Raw genomic sequence first — 15,829 nt, forward strand, 5'->3', positions numbered from 1 at the left:
CGGGGGCCAGGGAGCGGACGCCGGGGTGCTCGCGCAGCCGGTGGTCCAGGCCGTCGCGGACCATGCCCCAGGTCCAGCGCACCTGCTGGGCGCGGCGGCGTTCGGTGAAGGCGCCGGAGGCGCGCAGCCGGTCGGTGTGCGCGGTCAGCTGGGCCCACACCTCGTCGAGGCCGTCGCCGGACAGCCCGGCACAGGTGAGCACCGGCACCTGCCAGTCCTCGCCCGCGCCGCGCAGCATGCGGATGGCGCCGGCGAGCTCGCGCGCGGCACGGCGGGCGTCGTCGGCTCCGGGGCCGTCGGCCTTGTTGACCGCGATCACGTCGGCGATCTCCAGGATGCCGCGCTTGATGCCCTGCAGCTGGTCACCGGTGCGGGCCAGGGTGAGGAACAGGAACGAGTCGACCATGTCGGCGACCGCGATCTCCGACTGCCCGACGCCGACGGTCTCCACCAGCACCACGTCGTGGCCGGCCGCCTCCACGACGACCATCGACTCCCGCGTGGCCTGCGCGACCCCGCCGAGCGTGCCGGCGGTCGGCGAGGGCCGGATGAAGGCGTTCGGGTCGACCGACAGCCGGGCCATCCGGGTCTTGTCACCCAGGATCGACCCACCGGAGCGCGCCGACGACGGGTCGACGGCGAGCACCGCGACGCGTCGTCCGGCGGCGGTGAGGGTGCTGCCGAGGGAGTCGATGAAGGTCGACTTCCCGACGCCGGGCACCCCGCTGATGCCCACCCGCTGGGCGCCACCCGCGTGCGGCAGCAGCTCCACCAGCAGCTCCTGGGCCTGCTCGCGGTGGTCGGCCCGGCGGCTCTCCACCAGCGTGATGGAGCGCGCCACCGACCGCCGGTCCCCGGCGAGCACACCCGCCGCCAGCGCCCCGACGTCCACCGCGCGGCTCACCGCGTCATCCCCACCCCGCCGAGATGGCCATCATGGCGGGGGGTTCGTGTCGGTTCTGGTGGGGTCGAACCGGTCACGGGTGGCCGAGGCGGGTGGACAGGGTGCGCAGCAGGTCCTGCGCGGCCTCGGCGATGACCGTGCCGGGCGGGAAGATCGCCGCGGCACCGGCGGCCCGCAGCTCGTCGAAGTCACCCGGGGGGATGACCCCGCCGACCACGATCAGCACGTCCTCGGCACCGAGCCCGGCCAGCGCGTCGCGCAGCGCCGGCACCAGCGTGAGGTGCCCGGCGGCCAGCGACGAGACGCCGACGACGTGCACGTCGGCCTCCACTGCCTGCCGCGCCACCTCGTCCGGGGTCTGGAACAGCGGGCCCACGTCGACGTCGAAACCGAGGTCGGCGAAGGCGGTGGCGATCACCTTCTGGCCGCGGTCGTGCCCGTCCTGGCCCATCTTGGCCACCAGGATGCGCGGGCGGCGCCCCTCGGCCTCGGCGAACTGCTCGGCCAGCCGGCGGGTCTCCTCCACGGCTGCCGAACCCCCTGCCTCGTCGCGGTACACCCCGGAGATGGTGCGCACCTGACCGGCGTGCCGGCCGTAGACCGCCTCCAGCGCGTCGGAGATCTCCCCGACGGTCGCCTTCGCCCGCGCGGCGTCCACCGCCAGCGCGAGCAGGTTGGAGTCCAGCCCGCCTGAGCGGCGGCCCTCGGCGGCCGCCCGGGCGGCGTCGGTCAGCTTGCCCAGCGCGTGCTGCACGTCGGCGGAAGAGCGGGAGGCGCGCAGCTCGGCGAGCTTGGCCTTCTGCTGGGCCAGCACGTCGGCGTTGTCCACCTTGAGGACGTCGATCGCCTCGTCGGCGTCCACCCGGTACTTGTTCACCCCGATCACCGGCTGCCGGCCGGAGTCGATGCGGGCCTGGGTGCGGGCGGCGGCCTCCTCGATGCGCAGCTTGGGGATGCCGTCGTCGATGGCCCGGGCCATGCCGCCGTGCGCGGCGACCTCCTCGATGTGCGCCCAGGCCCGCCGCGCCAGGTCGTAGGTCAGCTTCTCCACGTACGCCGACCCGCCCCACGGGTCGATGACCCGCGTCGTCCCGGACTCGTGCTGCAGCAGCAGCTGGGTGTTCCGGGCGATCCGGGCGGAGAAGTCGGTGGGCAGCGCCAGCGCCTCGTCCAGGGCGTTGGTGTGCAGCGACTGCGTGTGGCCCTGGGTGGCGGCCATCGCCTCCAGGCAGGTGCGCACCACGTTGTTGTAGACGTCCTGCGCGGTCAGCGACCAGCCGGAGGTCTGCGAGTGCGTGCGCAGCGACATCGCCTTCTGGCTGGTGGCCCCGGCGTCCCGGACGAGCCGGGCCCACAGCAGCCGCCCGGCGCGCATCTTGGCGACCTCCATGAAGAAGTTCATCCCGATCGCCCAGAAGAAGCTCAGCCGCGGGGCGAACACGTCGATGTCCAGGCCCGCCGCCTGACCGGCCCGCAGGTACTCCACGCCGTCGGCGAGGGTGTAGGCGAGCTCCAGGTCGGCCGTCGCCCCGGCCTCCTGGATGTGGTACCCGGAGATGGAGATCGAGTTGTACCGGGGCATCTTCTGCGACGTGTACGCGAAGATGTCGCTGATCACCTGCATCGAGGGCCCGGGCGGGTAGATGTAGGTGTTGCGGACCATGAACTCCTTGAGGATGTCGTTCTGGATGGTCCCGCTCAGCTGCTCGGGCGGCACCCCCTGCTCCTCGGCCGCCACGATGTAGAGCGCCAGCACCGGCAGCACGGCGCCGTTCATGGTCATCGAGACGCTCATCCGGTCCAGCGGGATGCCGTCGAACAGCTGCCGCATGTCCAGGATGGAGTCGATCGCCACCCCGGCCATGCCGACGTCGCCGGGCACCCGGGGGTGGTCGGAGTCGTAGCCACGGTGGGTGGGCAGGTCGAAGGCCACCGACAGGCCCTTCTGCCCGGCCGCCAGGTTGCGCCGGTAGAACGCGTTGGACGCCGCCGCGGTGGAGAAGCCCGCGTACTGGCGCACCGTCCAGGGCTGGGTGGTGTACATCGTCGGGTAGGGACCGCGCAGGTACGGGGCGATGCCCGGGTAGGTGCCCAGGAAGTCGACGTCGGCGAGGTCGGCGGGGGTGTACAGCGGCGGGACGGTGATGCCCTCCGGGGTCTCCCAGCCGGCCTCGGCGACGCTGCGGCCGCCGGCCTCCTCGAAGGCCTTCGCCCAGTCGGCCGCCGAGGCGCCGGGTGACGGCGTCCCCAGCTCGACGTCGCCGAAGTCGGGGATCCCGCTCATGCCTGCACTCCCTGTCCCACCACGCCGAGATGGCCGTCACGGCGGGCTGCCCGTGCCGGTCCTGGTGCCCCCAGGAGGTGGTCCAGCGTCGCGCCGAGGACGGCGACGGCGTCGCAGCCGGCGTGCACGTAGCCGTCGGCGCCCTCGATGCCCAGCGACGGCTTCCCGGCCACCAGCACGCGGGTCGCGCCGGCCTCGCGCAGCGCGGCGACCAGCGCCGGGGCGGCGTCCGGGTACTCCTTGTCCGAGCCGCACAGCACCGCCACCGTCGTCGACGCCGCGGCGAGGCCGCTCGCGCCGTCGGCGGTGGGGGTGTCCAGGCCGCCGGCCTGGAACAGGTTGGCCGCGAACGACGCCCGCGCGGTGTGCCGGGCGACCGGGCCGATCGTGGCCAGGTACACCGCCGGACGGCGCTCGGCGGCGTCGGCGCGGTCGCGGAGCTCCTCGAAGGCACCGGCGGCGCGCACCCGCGGCAGCCCACCCGGCCCGGCGGGGCGCACCTCGGCGGCCGGACGGCGCTCGGGCAGCGTCTCGGCCGGGTTCGGGAACTCGCTGACCCCGGTGACCGGGTCGGTGCGGTGCGCGAGCCGCTCGGCGCGGACGCTCCAGGCTGCGGCGATGCGCTCGCCGACCAGCCCGGACGCCAGCGCGGCCTGGATGCCGCCGGCCCGCTCGATCTCGGTGAACCAGGCCCAGGCCGCCCCGGCGAGGGAGTCGGTGAGCGACTCGACGTACCAGGAACCGCCGGCCGGGTCGAGCACGCGCGCGAGGTGACCCTCCTCCACGAGCAGGGTCTGCGTGTTGCGGGCGATCCGGCGGGCGAAGGCGTCCGGCAGGCCGAGTGCGGCGTCGAAGGGCTGCACGGTGACCGCGTCGGCCCCGCCCACGCCCGCGGCGAAGCACGCCAGCGTGGTGCGCAGCATGTTGACCCACGGGTCGCGCCTGGTGGTCATCACCGAGGAGGTGACGGCGTGCTGGCGCATGGCCCGCGCCTCGGGGGAGGCCCCGCTGACCTCACCGACCCTGTCCCACAGCCGGCGGGCGGCGCGCAGCGCGGCGATGGTGGTGAACTGGTCGGCGGTGGCGGCCAGCCGGAACTCCAGCTGCCCGAACGCCTGGTCGGTGTCCAGTCCGCCCGCGGTGAGCGCCCGCAGGTAGGCGACACCCGACGCCACGGCGCAACCCAGCTCCTCGACCACCCCGGCCCCGGCGTCGTGGAACACCGTGCCGTCGACGACGACCGCCCGCAGGCCGGCGGCCTCGGCCCGGCGGGCCAGGTCGGCCAGCCCGGTCAGGTCCTGCGGCGTCCCGGAGGTGGCCTGGTCCCCGATCGGGTCCAGGCCCAGCGAGCCGCCGGGCGCGAGGTCGGTGCGGCCGTGGACCAGAGCGAGGAACGCCTCGGCGGCGGCCGTGCCGCCCTGCACGGTGACCGGCGCCAGGTCGAGGTACACGTCGGCGAGCACGCGGGGCAGCGCCTCGACCGGCACGGCGCCCTCCCCCAGCACCAGCCACAGCGAGGTGACGCCGTTCTCCAGGTCGGCCATGACGGCGTCCCGGGTGAGCTGCGGGTCGGGGTCGGCGTGCCGCTGCCGCACGTCCCAGGTGCCCGGCGCGATCGCCGAGCCGGTGACCGGCCGGCCGCCGCGCACGAACGGTGGCGAGCCGGGCACGCCCACGGCGGTCGGCAGGTCGCCGGCGTCCTCGGCGGTGTAGAGCGGGGCGACGTCGACCCCGGTGGCGACCGGGACGCGCAGCGCGTCCTCGACCGGGTCGGGCAGCTCGGTGCGGCCGGCCTTGCGCAGCACCCCGGCGGCGAGCTCGCGCCACTGGTCCCGGGTGGCCTGCGGGAACCCGGTGGCCAGCCCGAGCTCCGCGGGTGCGTCCGGCTCGGGCGGCAGCCCGGCGTCGGGCGGCTCGGGTTCGGGGTGGCTCATCGCGGGTCACCGGGCTCTCGTCAGGACGTCGTCGTCGCTGGCTGGTCGGGCAGATCGTCCACCGGGACCGCGCGGTACGGAACCGGTCGGGGCAGTGTCCATCATCACCCGGTGGACGGCGGGCCCTGCTCGGCGTCGGCCTCGAGCGCCGCCAGCGCGGTGCGGCCGAGCAGCCGGACCCCGATGCCGATGGCCCGCTCGTCGACGTCGAAGGTGCCGCGGTGCAGGTCCAGCGGGGCGCCGCCGCCGTGCGTGCCCAGCCGCGCCAGGGCGATCGGCAGCGCCTCGGCGAACCAGCCGAAGTCCTCCCCGCCCATGCTCTGCGGCGACAGTTCCACGCCCTCACCGCCGACGACCTCGACCGCGCCGGCACGCAGCATGGCCACGCAGCCGGGGTCGTTGACCACCGGCGGCACACCGCGCACGTACTCGACGTCCACCTGTGCGCCGGTGGCGGCGGCGACCCGGGCGACCAGCGAGCGCACCAGCTCCTCGGCCGAGGCCCACGACTCGTGGTCGAGCACGCGCAGCGTGCCGCGCAGCTGCCCCACCTGCGGGATCGCGTTCGCCGCCACGCCAGAGCTGACCGCGCCCCAGACCAGCGACAGGCCGGCCCGCGGGTCGACCTGCCGGCTGAGCAGGCCGGGCAGCTCGGTGATCAGCCGGCCCAGGGCGTCGACCAGGTCGACGGTGAGCTGTGGCCGGGCGGTGTGCCCGCCGGGGCCGGTGAGCGTGAGGTCGATCCGGTCGCAGGCGGCGGTGATCGAGCCGGTGCGCAGGCCGACCCGGCCCACCGGCACCGATGGGTCGCAGTGCAGGGCGAAGGCCCGCGTCGCGCCGTCCAGCACGCCGGAGCGGAGCACCTCCAGGCCACCGCCGGGCACCTGCTCCTCGGCGGGCTGGAACACCACCCGCACGGTGCCGGGCAGCGACCCCAGCTCGGCCAGTGCCCGGGCCGCCCCCAGGACGACGGTGGTGTGCACGTCGTGCCCGCAGGCGTGGCACATGCCGTCGCGGACCGACGCGTAGGGCACGTCCTTGAGGTCGGCCAGCGGCAGGGCGTCGATGTCGGCGCGCAGGACGACGACCGGTGACCCCCGGCCCACGTCGCAGACCACCCCGGTGCCCCCGGGCAGGCGCTGCGGGGCCAGGCCGGCCGCGCGCAGCTGGTGCTCGATGAACGCCGTGGTCTCGTGCTCGGCGAAGCCCAGCTCGGGGTGCGCGTGCAGGTGCCGGCGGACGGCGACCAGCTCGTCGGTGTGGGCCTCGGTCCAGGCGTCCAGTGCGCGGCCGGCGTCGCTCCTGCTCGTGGCGCCCGTCCGCTCGGTGGCCGTCACGCCGACGCCGGGCGGGGTGCCGCCCCGGCGAGACCGTCGCGCAGCTCGGCGAGCAGGCTGTCGACGACGGGCTCCAGCAGGCCACCGTTCGCCTGCGCCACCGCACGCTGCCGCTGGTAGGAGGCGCCCGCGGCGAGCACCCGCTCCAGGTCGGCCAGCTCGGCCTCGCAGCCCAGCCGGCGCGCGGTCGGCGTGAGGTCCTCGGCGAGGTCGAGCAGGGCCTGGCGCACCGGGCGCACGGTGCCGCGGTCGTCGACGATGATCTCGGCGTCCAGGCCGTGCCGGGCGGCCCGCCACTTGTTCTCCCGCAGCACCCAGCTGGCCGGGGTGGGCAGGGTGTAGCCGCGGTTCAGCTCACGGTCGAACTGCTCGACCAGGCACTGGCTCATGGCGGCGACGACGCCGATCTCGTCGAGGGTGGGCAGCCCGTCGCAGATGCGCAGCTCGACGGTGCCGAAGTCCGGGTGCGGGCGGATGTCCCACCACACCTCCCGGACGCTCTCGATGGCGTGCGTGGAGATCAGCGTCTCCATGTAGGTCTCGAACCCGTCCCAGCCGGACAGCTGGTAGGGAAGCCCCGCGGTCGGCATGCCCTCGAAGACCTTCGAGCGGGCACTGGCCAGGCCGGTGTCGGCGCCCACCCAGTACGGGCTGGACGCCGACAGCGCGAGGAAGTGCGGGATGTACTGGCTCAGCGCGTTGACCATCGGGATGGCCTTGTCCGGGGCCTGCACCCCGACGTGCACGTGGACGCCGAAGATCTGCAGCCGGCGGGCCAGCCACTGCATCTTCTCCACCAGCTCGAGGTAGCGCGGCTTGGGGCTGATCGCCTGCGTCTGCCAGTCGGTGATCGGGTGGGTGCCGGCGCACATCAGGCCCAGCCCGTGCTGGTCGGCGACGTCGACGACCTCGGCCAGCGTGCCGGCCAGGTCGGCCTTCGCCTCCCCCACCGTGGTGCAGACGCCGGTGATGATCTCGATGGTCGACTGCAGCAGCTCGTGCTTGGCCTTGGGGTGCTCCTCGGCGCCGTCGGGCCGCAGCTGCTCGAGGATCTCGGTGGCGCCGGAGGTGAGCTGGCGGGTGTCGCGGTCGATGAGCTGCAGCTCCCACTCCACGCCCAGGCTGGACCGCTCGGAGCTGCTGAAGGGGATCTGCACCCCGCGAGTCTAGGGACGGTCCGCTGGTCCGGCACACGATCGGGTGAGCTGCGTCCACAGGCCCGCTCTGCGCCCCGGTACCGGCGCCGGATCTCCGTACCCTGACCCGACGGTCCAGGCGGGGACGACGGGAGGCGGGGTCATGCGGCGGCACGACCGACTGACGACGACGGTGCTCGGCTGTGTGCTGCTCGCCGGGTGCTCGTCGGCCGAGCCGGCCAGCGAGAGCCTGCCCGCCACCACCGCGACGACGACCGCGGCGCCGACCCTGCCCCCGCTGGGGCCGGCGGACTTCCCGGTCCCGGTCGAGGCGAGGCAGCAGACGGCGGAGGGCGCGGCGGCGTTCGCCGAGTACTACGTGGACCTGATCAGCTACACGACGCGCACGTTGGACAGTTCCGGGATCCGGCAGTTGAGCCGGGATTGCGAGGACTGCGAGCAGGTGGCCGACGGCGCGGACACTGCCCGCGCGCAGGGCCTGCGCTTTCTCGGAGGCGAGCTCACCATCACGTCAGCCGGCGCGCCGTACATGGGAGCGGGCACGAGCGAAGTCGCTTTCCTGGTCGAGCAAGCGCCTCTGCAGGTCGTGGATGCGTCGGGCGCCACAGTGCCCAGTCGGAGTTCCGACGCCTACGGGCTCAACGGCGGTGTGGCGCTCAACTGGGCCCCCGAGTCGACCTGCTGGGTCGTGACCGTGCTGACGATCGACCGCGACGAGTGATCCGGCGGACCATCGCGGTGCTCACCATGCTCCCGGCAGCGTGGGTGATCCAGCCGCCCGGCGGGGCCCTGGCATGCGGCGCTGGCGTGTGCGATCCGCTCGAGCCATCTGTAGCTGCTGATGACGGGGCGCTCGAGGCGCGAGCATTGAGCATCACAGGGGGAAGTGCTCAGGTGTCGAACGTCCTGGCGACGGTCGCTGCCAGGTACACGTACCGCTTGAGGACGCCGTGTCAGGTCTCCGACGGAGAGGTGGGCGCCTGCATCCCAGGAGAGCAACTCTGCCCGGAGCAAGACGGCCGGGTGATCACTTACCGCATCGTGCAGGCGAAACCTCTGGTGCAGGCCGATGGCAGCCAGGTCGATGAGCGATCGCCGCCCGATGGCGCCGCTCCCGGCACGCCCTATGCCACCTGGCGCACCGTATTCACCGGCTGCGTCGACATCACCGACCTCAACCCGGGCCCCACACCCGAGGAGGTGTTCCGCTACTTCCAGACGCTCCCGCTGCCCGAGCCGACCACCCGCCAGCAGCCACCGGGCAACGCGCTGGTCGGCCTGCCGGTGATCTTCTACACCGACACCCCGGCCACGGCCGAGTTCACCGTCGACATCCGCGGCTTCACCGTCGTCATCGACGCCGCGATCACGACCTACACCTGGACCACCGGCGACGGCAGCACCCTCGTCACCACCACCCCCGGCGCCCCGTACCCGGACGAGACCGTCACGCACGACTACACCTCGGGCACCTACACCGCCGGGCTCACCACCACCTGGGGCGGCACGTACACCGTCGACGGCGGCGCGGTCACCGACGTCGCCGGCACCACCACCACCGACGGCCCACCGGTCACCTTCACCGTGCTGCAGGCCCGCCCCGTCCTCACCGACCCCACCGACTGACCACCGGACGTTTCCGCGGGAACGTCCACGACCATGATCACCTCGGGTCCACCGGTGCCACCTGCGCGGTGACACCCCGCCTGACCCGAGGTGATCTCCCGAGCTGGACCGCCCGATGGGGCCACGGTGCTGGTCTGCGTTAGCGTCGACCGGTGAGCCTGACCGACGCTGCCGCCCCGTCCGATCCGACCGCCCTGGCCGCCGAGGCCGCCGCCGCACTGACCCGGGCCGTGGGCGGTGGGCACGAGGTCGCCGTCGTCATGGGCTCGGGCTGGGCGCCCGCGGCCGACGCGTTCGGCGAGACGCAGGCCGCCGTGCCGATCGGCGACCTGCCCGGCTTCACTGCCCCCACCGTCACCGGGCACGGCGGCGAGGTGCGCTCGGTGCTCGTCGGCGACACCAGGGTGCTGCTGTTCCTCGGCCGCACCCACCTCTACGAGGGCCGCGGCGTCGAGCCGGTGGTGCACGGCGTGCGCACCGCGGCCGCGGCCGGCGTCCGGACGGTGCTGCTCACCAACGCCGCCGGCGGCCTGTCCCCCGACCACCGCGTCGGGCAGGCCGTGCTGATCAGCGACCACATCAACCTGACCGCCCGGTCACCACTGGTCGGCGCCCAGTTCGTCGACCTCACCGACCTGTACTCCAGCCGGCTGCGCACGATCGCCCGGGAGATCGACCCGTCGCTGGTCGAGGGCGTCTACGCCGCCTTCCCCGGCCCGCACTTCGAAACCCCGGCCGAGATCCGCATGGTGCGCACGATGGGCGGTGACCTGGCCGGCATGTCCACCGCGCTGGAGGCGATCGCCGCCCGCGCCGCCGGGATGGAGGTGTTCGGCCTGTCGCTGGTCACCAACGCCGCCGCCGGCGTGACCGGGGAGGCACTGGACCACCTGGAGGTCCTCGACGCCGGTCGCGCCGCCGCGGGTCGCCTCGGCGGCTTCCTGGTCGAGCTGATCCGGCGCCTGCCGTGACCCGGATCCGCGCTTTCTGTACAGAAAGTGCCGCACTTCCGGTACAGAACGTGGGACGGCGGTGAGCGGGGTCGTGCTGGTCACCGGGGTGGCCGGGTACATCGGCACGCTGCTGCGCGAGGGCCTGCCCGCCCGCGGGCACACCGTGCGTGGCCTGGACGTCGTCCCGGTGCAGGGGCACCTGGTCGCCGACGCCACCGACCTGGCCGCGGTCACCGCCGCCGCCGAGGGCACCGACGCGCTGGTGCACATGGCCGGCATCGCCACCGAGGCGTCGTGGGCGGCGATCAGCCACGCCAACATCGAGGGCACCTACGTCGCCCTGGAGGCCGCCCGCCGGGCCGGGGTGCGCCGGGTCGTGCTGGCCAGCAGCAACCACGCCACCGGCATGTCACCCCGGGTCAGCTCCGCGCAGACCGACGCGCAGCCCCGCCCGGACACCTACTACGGCGTCTCCAAGGTGACGATGGAGGCGCTGGGCTCGCTGTACGCCGACCGCTACGGCCTGGACGTGGTGTGCCTGCGGATCGGGTCGGCGCTGCCCGCGCCGGTCACCCCGCGGCACCTGTCCACCTGGCTGTCCCCGGCGGACACGGTCGGGCTGGTGCACGCCGCGCTCACCGCGCCGTCCCCGGGCTTCGCCGTCGTGTGGGGCGTGTCGGGCAACACCCGCGGCTGGTGGGACCTCACCTCGGCCCGCGCGCTGGGCTACGCCCCGGTCGACGACGCCGAGACCCACGCCGCCGCCGTCATCGCCGCGCACGGCGAACCGGTCCCCGGCACCGTCGAGCACGACCGGGTGGGCGGGGAGTACGCCGGCCCGGACTTCGCGGTGGACGCCGTCGCCGCCCGGGCGCAGGCATGACGGACGCGGACCTCACCGACGTCGTCCGGGCGTGGGTGGACGCCGACCCGCACGAGGGCGACCGTGCCGAACTGCAGGCCCTGCTGGACGCCGGGGACACCACCGAGCTCGCCGCCCGGTTCGCCGGGCCGCTCCGGTTCGGGACGGCGGGCCTGCGCGGTCCGCTGCGGGCCGGGCCGGCCGGGATGAACGCCGCCGTGGTGACCCGCGCCGCCGCCGGTCTGGGCCGGCACCTGGTCGACGCGGGCCACGCCGGCGGCGGGATCGTCGTGGGCTACGACGCCCGACGGCGCTCCGACGAGTTCGCCCGGGTGACCGCGCAGGTGCTCAGCGCCGCCGGGTTCGCCGTCCAGGTGCTGCCGCGGGCGCTGCCCACGCCGGTGCTGGCCTACGCCGTGCGACACCTCGGGGCGGTCGCCGGCGTCATGGTCACCGCCAGCCACAACCCGCCGCAGGACAACGGCTACAAGGTCTACCTGGACGGCGGCGCGCAACTGGTGCCGCCCGCGGACGCGGCCATCGAGGCGGCGATCGCCGCGGCCGGCCCGGCCCGCGACGTGCCGGTCGACGACGGCTGGACGACCCTCGGGGACGACGTGCAGGACGACTACGTCGCCGCGGTCGTGGCCGCCGTCGCCCCGGACCGGGTGGACGCCGCCGCCCGCCGCGGTCTGGTCGTCGCCTACACCGCGATGCACGGCGTCGGCGCGCAGACGACCCGCCGGGTGTTCACCGCCGCCGGGTTCGCCGACCTGCACTCGGTCGCCGAGCAGGAGGCGCCCGACCCGGCCTTCCCGACGGTGTCCTTCCCCAACCCGGAGGAGCCCGGCGCCGTCGACCTGCTCAGCGCCCTGGCGGAGCGGGTGGGTGCCACCGTGGCGATCGCCGAGGACCCGGACGCCGACCGGTGCTCGGTCGTCGCCGGCGGGCGGCAGCTGACCGGCGACGAGGTCGGGGCGCTGCTGGCCGACGCGCTGCTGCGCCGCGGCGTGGCCGGCACTTACGCGTCGTCGCTGGTCAGCGGCTCGCTGATGCACGCGCTGGCCGAGGCGCACGGCCGGCCGTCGGCCGAGACGCCGACCGGCTTCAAGTGGATCGTCCGCGCCGGCACGCCCGAGGCGCCGCTGGTCTTCGGCTACGAGGAGGCCCTGGGCTACGCCGTGGCCCCCGACGTGGTGCGGGACAAGGACGGCATCTCGGCCGCCCTCGCCGTCGCCGTGCTGGCCGCGGAGCTCGCCACCACCGGCCGCACGCTCACCGACCGGCTCGACGAGCTGGCCCGGGAGCACGGCCTGTTCGCCACCGGTCAGCTGTCGGTGCGGGTGGAGGACCTGCGGGTCATCTCCGACGCGATGGCGCGGCTGCGGGCGGCGCCGCCTGCCACGCTGCTCGGCCGCCCGGTGCAGGCCACCGACCTGGCCGGGGAGGACCCGCCGGTCGACGCCGTCCGGCTGCTGGGCGACGGGGTGCGGGTGATCGTACGGCCGAGCGGCACCGAGCCGAAGCTGAAGGCGTACCTGGAGAGCGTCGTCCCGGTGCACGACGACGCCGGGGTGATCGCGGCGCGCGGTCGTGGGGAGGACGAGCTGGACGAGCTGCGGGCGGAGATGTCGACCGCCCTGGGCCTCTGATCGGGACACACCCGACGTGGGCGATGCCGGTCACTGCCGGCCGAGGCCGGCTGCTGAGCAACCCCGGACAGCACAACGCCCCCTCGACCACGGGGTCGAGAGGGCGTTGACGGACGCTCGTCGCCAGACCGGTCCAGCGACGGAGCGCACCTCCTGCACGGAGGAACAGGCGGTGTTTCCGGCAGGCCCCAGTGTGGGACCTGTGTGGCCGCTGAGTCACGGGTCCGGCGGGCGGTCCCACCCGTCCGGGTGAGGTGCGGTCAGCTGCGGGGCCGGCCCCAGTCCGGGTCGTCCTCGGGGCCGCGCGGGCCCTGCACCTGGCCGTAGCCGGACTGCTGCCCGTAGCCCCACTGCTGCCCGTCGCCCGGCGCCTGGCCCCGACCGGGCTGCTGACCCCAGCCCGGCTGCTGACCCCACCCGGGCTGCTCGCCGTGACCGACCGACTGCCCGTACTGCCCGGGGCCCGCGTCCGCGTACAGCTGACCGGGGGGCGGCCCGTACCGGTTGGGCCCGCCGTTGCCCGGCAGGAACCCGATCTGGACCAGCAGCAGGATGCCGCCCACGAAGGGCACCAGGATGACCAGCAACCACCAGGCCGAGTGCCCGCGGTCGTGCAGCCGTGTCACCGCCGAGGAGACGGACGGCACGATCGTCGCCACCGAGAAGATGCCGGCGAGCGGGCCGGAGAACGACCCGCTCAGGGAGATCGTCCCGTCCGCGGCCGTCGTCGCGACCAGGGGCTCGAAGCCGAGCACGTACTGGTCGACCAGCGACAGCACGAAACCGATCCCGGCGATCGGGAGGAAGTAGTGCAGCCAGAACGTCGCGCGGTCGATGCGCCCACGTCGCAGGTACCACTGGCCCCAGGTCACGAGACTCCTCCCCCGTCGGCCGTGCGGCCGACTCCCGACGCGCAGCCTGCCTCATCTGCTCCCGGGCCGTGCACCGACGTGCCACCCGCGGACGCACGTCAGCGCCGCAGCGCCCGACCCGCCGCCTCGAGGACGGCAGCACCGACCCGGTCCAGTGACGGCGACCGCAGCCGCCACTGCTGCCAGTACAGGGTGACGTCGACGGCGCCGTCGGTGCCCAGCTCGACCAGGTCACCCTCCACGTCCTGCAGGTCGGGCACCATGCCCCACCCCATGCCCAGCCGGACGGCGTGCAGGAAGTCCGCCGACGACGGCACGTGGTGCACCGGCGGCCGCGCCGGGTCGACGCCGCGGGCGCGCAGCTGGGCGGCCTGCAGGTCGTCGGTTCGGTCGAAGACCACGACCGGGGCGCGTTCCAGCGCCTCGGCCGCGGGACCGTCGGGCAGCCACCGCGCCAGGTAGGCGGCCGTCGCCGCAGGGCGGTAGCGCATCGAGCCCAGCGGGGTGGAGCTGCACCCGGGGAGCGGGTCGGCCGTGTCGGTGACAGCCGCCATGACGGTGCCGGCGCGCAGCAGCTCGCTGGTGCGTGCCTGGTCGGCGACGTGCAGGTCCAGGGCCACCTCCCCGGCCAGCGGTGCCAGCGCCGGCAGCACCCAGGTGGCCAGCGAGTCGGCGTTGACCGCGATCGGCAGCGTCGCCGGGCGGCTCTCGGTCGCACCGCCGAGCTCCCGGACGGCGTCGGCGGTGAGCAGCTCTACCTGCCGGGCCAGCCGCAGCAGCACCTCACCCGAGGCGGTCGGGCGCGCGGGCCGGCCACGCACCAGCAGGACCTGCCCGGTCGCGGTCTCCAGTGCCTTGAGCCGCTGGCTGACCGCCGACGGCGTCACGTGCAGCGCGCGGGCGGCCGCGTCCAGGCTGCCGGCGGCGACGGTGGCGCTCAACGCACGCAGCTGGTCGAGGTCCATCGCTGCATCAGATCAACTGACGGCGCATGAGGAACGTGCAGGGCGGCGCCGCGGTCGCCGTCCTAGCGTCCCTGCCGTGTCCCCCGCACTGCTCGCTGCCCTCTCCGGCCTGGGTCTGGGCCTGTCGCTGATCGTCGCGATCGGCGCGCAGAACGCCTTCGTGCTCCGCCAGGGCCTGCGCCTGGAGCACGTGGCCGCCGTCGTCGGCGTCTGCGCCCTGTCCGACGCCGTGCTCATCGCCGCCGGGGTGGCCGGCGCCGGGGCGCTGGTGACCCGGGCACCGGGCGTGGTGACCGTCGTCTGCTTCGCCGGCGCGGCGTTCCTGCTGGTCTACGGGCTGATGGCCGCCCGCCGGGCACTGCGGCCCGCCGCCCTGCTGCCCGACGCCTCCGGGGCCCGCACGGGGCTGGCGGCCACGGTGACCACCGCGCTGGCGCTGACCTGGCTCAACCCGCACGTCTACCTGGACACCGTGGTGCTGCTCGGCTCGCTGGCCAGCACGCACGACGGGCAGCGCTGGTGGTTCGGCGGAGGGGCCGCCCTCGGCAGCGTGCTGTGGTTCAGCGGCCTGGGCTACGGCGCCCGGCTGCTGCGGCCGGTGTTCGCCCGCCCGGCGGCCTGGCGGGTGCTGGACGCGGTCATCGCCGTCGTCATGGTGGCGCTGGCGGTCTCGCTCGCCGTCCGCGGCGTCACCGGCGGCTGAGGCCCGACCGCTGGGCGTCAGCCCGACCGACGCCGCGGCTCAGGCCGGGCAGAGCCGGTCGTCGCCCGCGCGCGGCGGCGGGCCGACGTGCCCCGGAGCCGCGAACGGGTGGCGCAGGGTGAATGCATCGACGGTGGGTCCGTCCCGGCGCAGCCGGCGGACGCGGTCCTCGGCCTCGTCGGTCGACGGCCGGTGACCGGCCGGCACCCACCACAGCGCCGTCGTGGCCTCGGTGGCCCGGGCGAACCACTCGCGGCGGCGCCGCATGATGTCCAGGTGCCGGCCGGCGAAGACGAAGTCGGCGAGCGTCTCGACCGACGTCCAGGTGGTCAGGTTGACGATGACGCCGTGGCTGCCGGCCACGTCCCAGCCGAATGCCTCGACCGCGGTCGCGTTGCCGTCCTCGGTCTGCAGCCGCCACAGGAAGCCGGGCGCCCGGTCGCCCTCGGCGTTCACCTCGTCCAGCGCGGCGACGAAGGGCGCCAGCAGGGCCGACTCCAGCGGGGCGAGCAGCCGCGAGACGTTCACCTGGGCGAGGTCGACGGCCATGCCGGCACCGTAGCGGCCCGCCCGGGCCGGC

14 protein-coding genes are annotated in these 15,829 nt (G+C 74.9%); 6 read left to right on the forward strand and 8 right to left on the reverse strand.

The window, feature by feature from the left end:
* The 5 genes from meaB to G1H19_RS01290 all read right to left on the reverse strand — a co-directional run.
* On the reverse strand, positions 1 to 904 hold a 904-nt coding region (gene meaB / locus G1H19_RS01270; RefSeq protein ID WP_163638768.1), incomplete at its 3' end, for a methylmalonyl Co-A mutase-associated GTPase MeaB.
* A gap of 73 nt (positions 905 to 977) precedes the next feature.
* A complete protein-coding gene (scpA, locus tag G1H19_RS01275; protein WP_152731726.1) occupies positions 978 to 3,188 on the reverse strand; it encodes a methylmalonyl-CoA mutase in 2,211 nt (736 codons plus the stop codon).
* Positions 3,185 to 5,122: a methylmalonyl-CoA mutase family protein gene (locus G1H19_RS01280; protein ID WP_152731725.1), complete on the reverse strand. Its 1,938-nt coding sequence runs from the start codon at positions 5,120 to 5,122 to the stop codon at positions 3,185 to 3,187. The genes scpA and G1H19_RS01280 overlap by 4 nt, the downstream gene beginning before the upstream one ends.
* Positions 5,123 to 5,226: 104 nt before the next feature.
* Positions 5,227 to 6,459 carry an amidohydrolase gene (locus G1H19_RS01285; protein WP_174277988.1) on the reverse strand — a complete coding sequence of 411 codons (1,233 nt, stop codon included), beginning with the start codon at positions 6,457 to 6,459 and terminating at the stop codon, positions 5,227 to 5,229.
* A complete protein-coding gene (locus G1H19_RS01290) occupies positions 6,456 to 7,616 on the reverse strand; it encodes a glutamate--cysteine ligase (RefSeq protein ID WP_162393244.1) in 1,161 nt (386 codons plus the stop codon). The genes G1H19_RS01285 and G1H19_RS01290 overlap by 4 nt, the downstream gene beginning before the upstream one ends.
* A gap of 142 nt (positions 7,617 to 7,758) precedes the next feature.
* On the opposite strand from G1H19_RS01290, the gene G1H19_RS01295 reads away from it, so the two are divergent.
* The 5 genes from G1H19_RS01295 to G1H19_RS01315 all read left to right on the forward strand — a co-directional run bounded on the left by G1H19_RS01295 (position 7,759) and on the right by G1H19_RS01315 (position 12,709).
* Positions 7,759 to 8,337, forward strand: a complete 579-nt coding sequence (locus tag G1H19_RS01295; protein ID WP_152731724.1) for a DUF6318 family protein — start codon at positions 7,759 to 7,761, stop codon at positions 8,335 to 8,337.
* Positions 8,338 to 8,639: 302 nt separating this feature from the next.
* On the forward strand, positions 8,640 to 9,242 hold the full coding sequence (locus G1H19_RS01300) for a hypothetical protein (protein ID WP_152731723.1): 603 nt from the start codon (positions 8,640 to 8,642) through the stop codon (positions 9,240 to 9,242).
* Positions 9,243 to 9,394: 152 nt separating this feature from the next.
* A complete protein-coding gene (locus tag G1H19_RS01305; protein WP_235928202.1) occupies positions 9,395 to 10,213 on the forward strand; it encodes a purine-nucleoside phosphorylase in 819 nt (272 codons plus the stop codon).
* A gap of 61 nt (positions 10,214 to 10,274) precedes the next feature.
* Positions 10,275 to 11,078, forward strand: coding sequence for an NAD-dependent epimerase/dehydratase family protein (locus tag G1H19_RS01310; RefSeq protein WP_162393243.1), 804 nt, complete (start codon positions 10,275 to 10,277; stop codon positions 11,076 to 11,078).
* The gene (locus tag G1H19_RS01315; RefSeq protein ID WP_152731721.1) at positions 11,075 to 12,709 is read left to right on the forward strand and encodes a phospho-sugar mutase; all 1,635 of its coding nucleotides are present in this window, start codon (positions 11,075 to 11,077) and stop codon (positions 12,707 to 12,709) included. Before G1H19_RS01310 ends, G1H19_RS01315 begins: the two co-directional genes overlap by 4 nt.
* Before the next feature lie 260 nt (positions 12,710 to 12,969).
* Here G1H19_RS01315 and G1H19_RS01320 read toward each other — a convergent pair whose 3' ends face one another.
* On the reverse strand, positions 12,970 to 13,581 hold the full coding sequence (locus G1H19_RS01320) for a DUF805 domain-containing protein (RefSeq protein ID WP_162393242.1): 612 nt from the start codon (positions 13,579 to 13,581) through the stop codon (positions 12,970 to 12,972).
* Positions 13,582 to 13,679: 98 nt separating this feature from the next.
* Entirely contained in the window at positions 13,680 to 14,546 is an 867-nt protein-coding gene (locus G1H19_RS01325) for a LysR family transcriptional regulator ArgP (RefSeq protein WP_152731719.1), read from the reverse strand.
* Positions 14,547 to 14,622: 76 nt separating this feature from the next.
* On the opposite strand from G1H19_RS01325, the gene G1H19_RS01330 reads away from it, so the two are divergent.
* Complete coding sequence (locus tag G1H19_RS01330; protein WP_162393241.1) at positions 14,623 to 15,249, forward strand: LysE/ArgO family amino acid transporter; 627 nt, start codon at positions 14,623 to 14,625, stop codon at positions 15,247 to 15,249.
* Positions 15,250 to 15,288: 39 nt separating this feature from the next.
* Here G1H19_RS01330 and G1H19_RS01335 read toward each other — a convergent pair whose 3' ends face one another.
* On the reverse strand, positions 15,289 to 15,798 hold the full coding sequence (locus G1H19_RS01335) for a DUF3291 domain-containing protein (RefSeq protein WP_152731718.1): 510 nt from the start codon (positions 15,796 to 15,798) through the stop codon (positions 15,289 to 15,291).
* Between the last annotated feature and the right edge of the window lie 31 nt (positions 15,799 to 15,829).

Source organism: Goekera deserti (genome assembly GCF_010685995.1).
In the GTDB taxonomy this organism is placed as follows: Bacteria; Actinomycetota; Actinomycetes; order Mycobacteriales; family Geodermatophilaceae; genus Goekera; species Goekera deserti.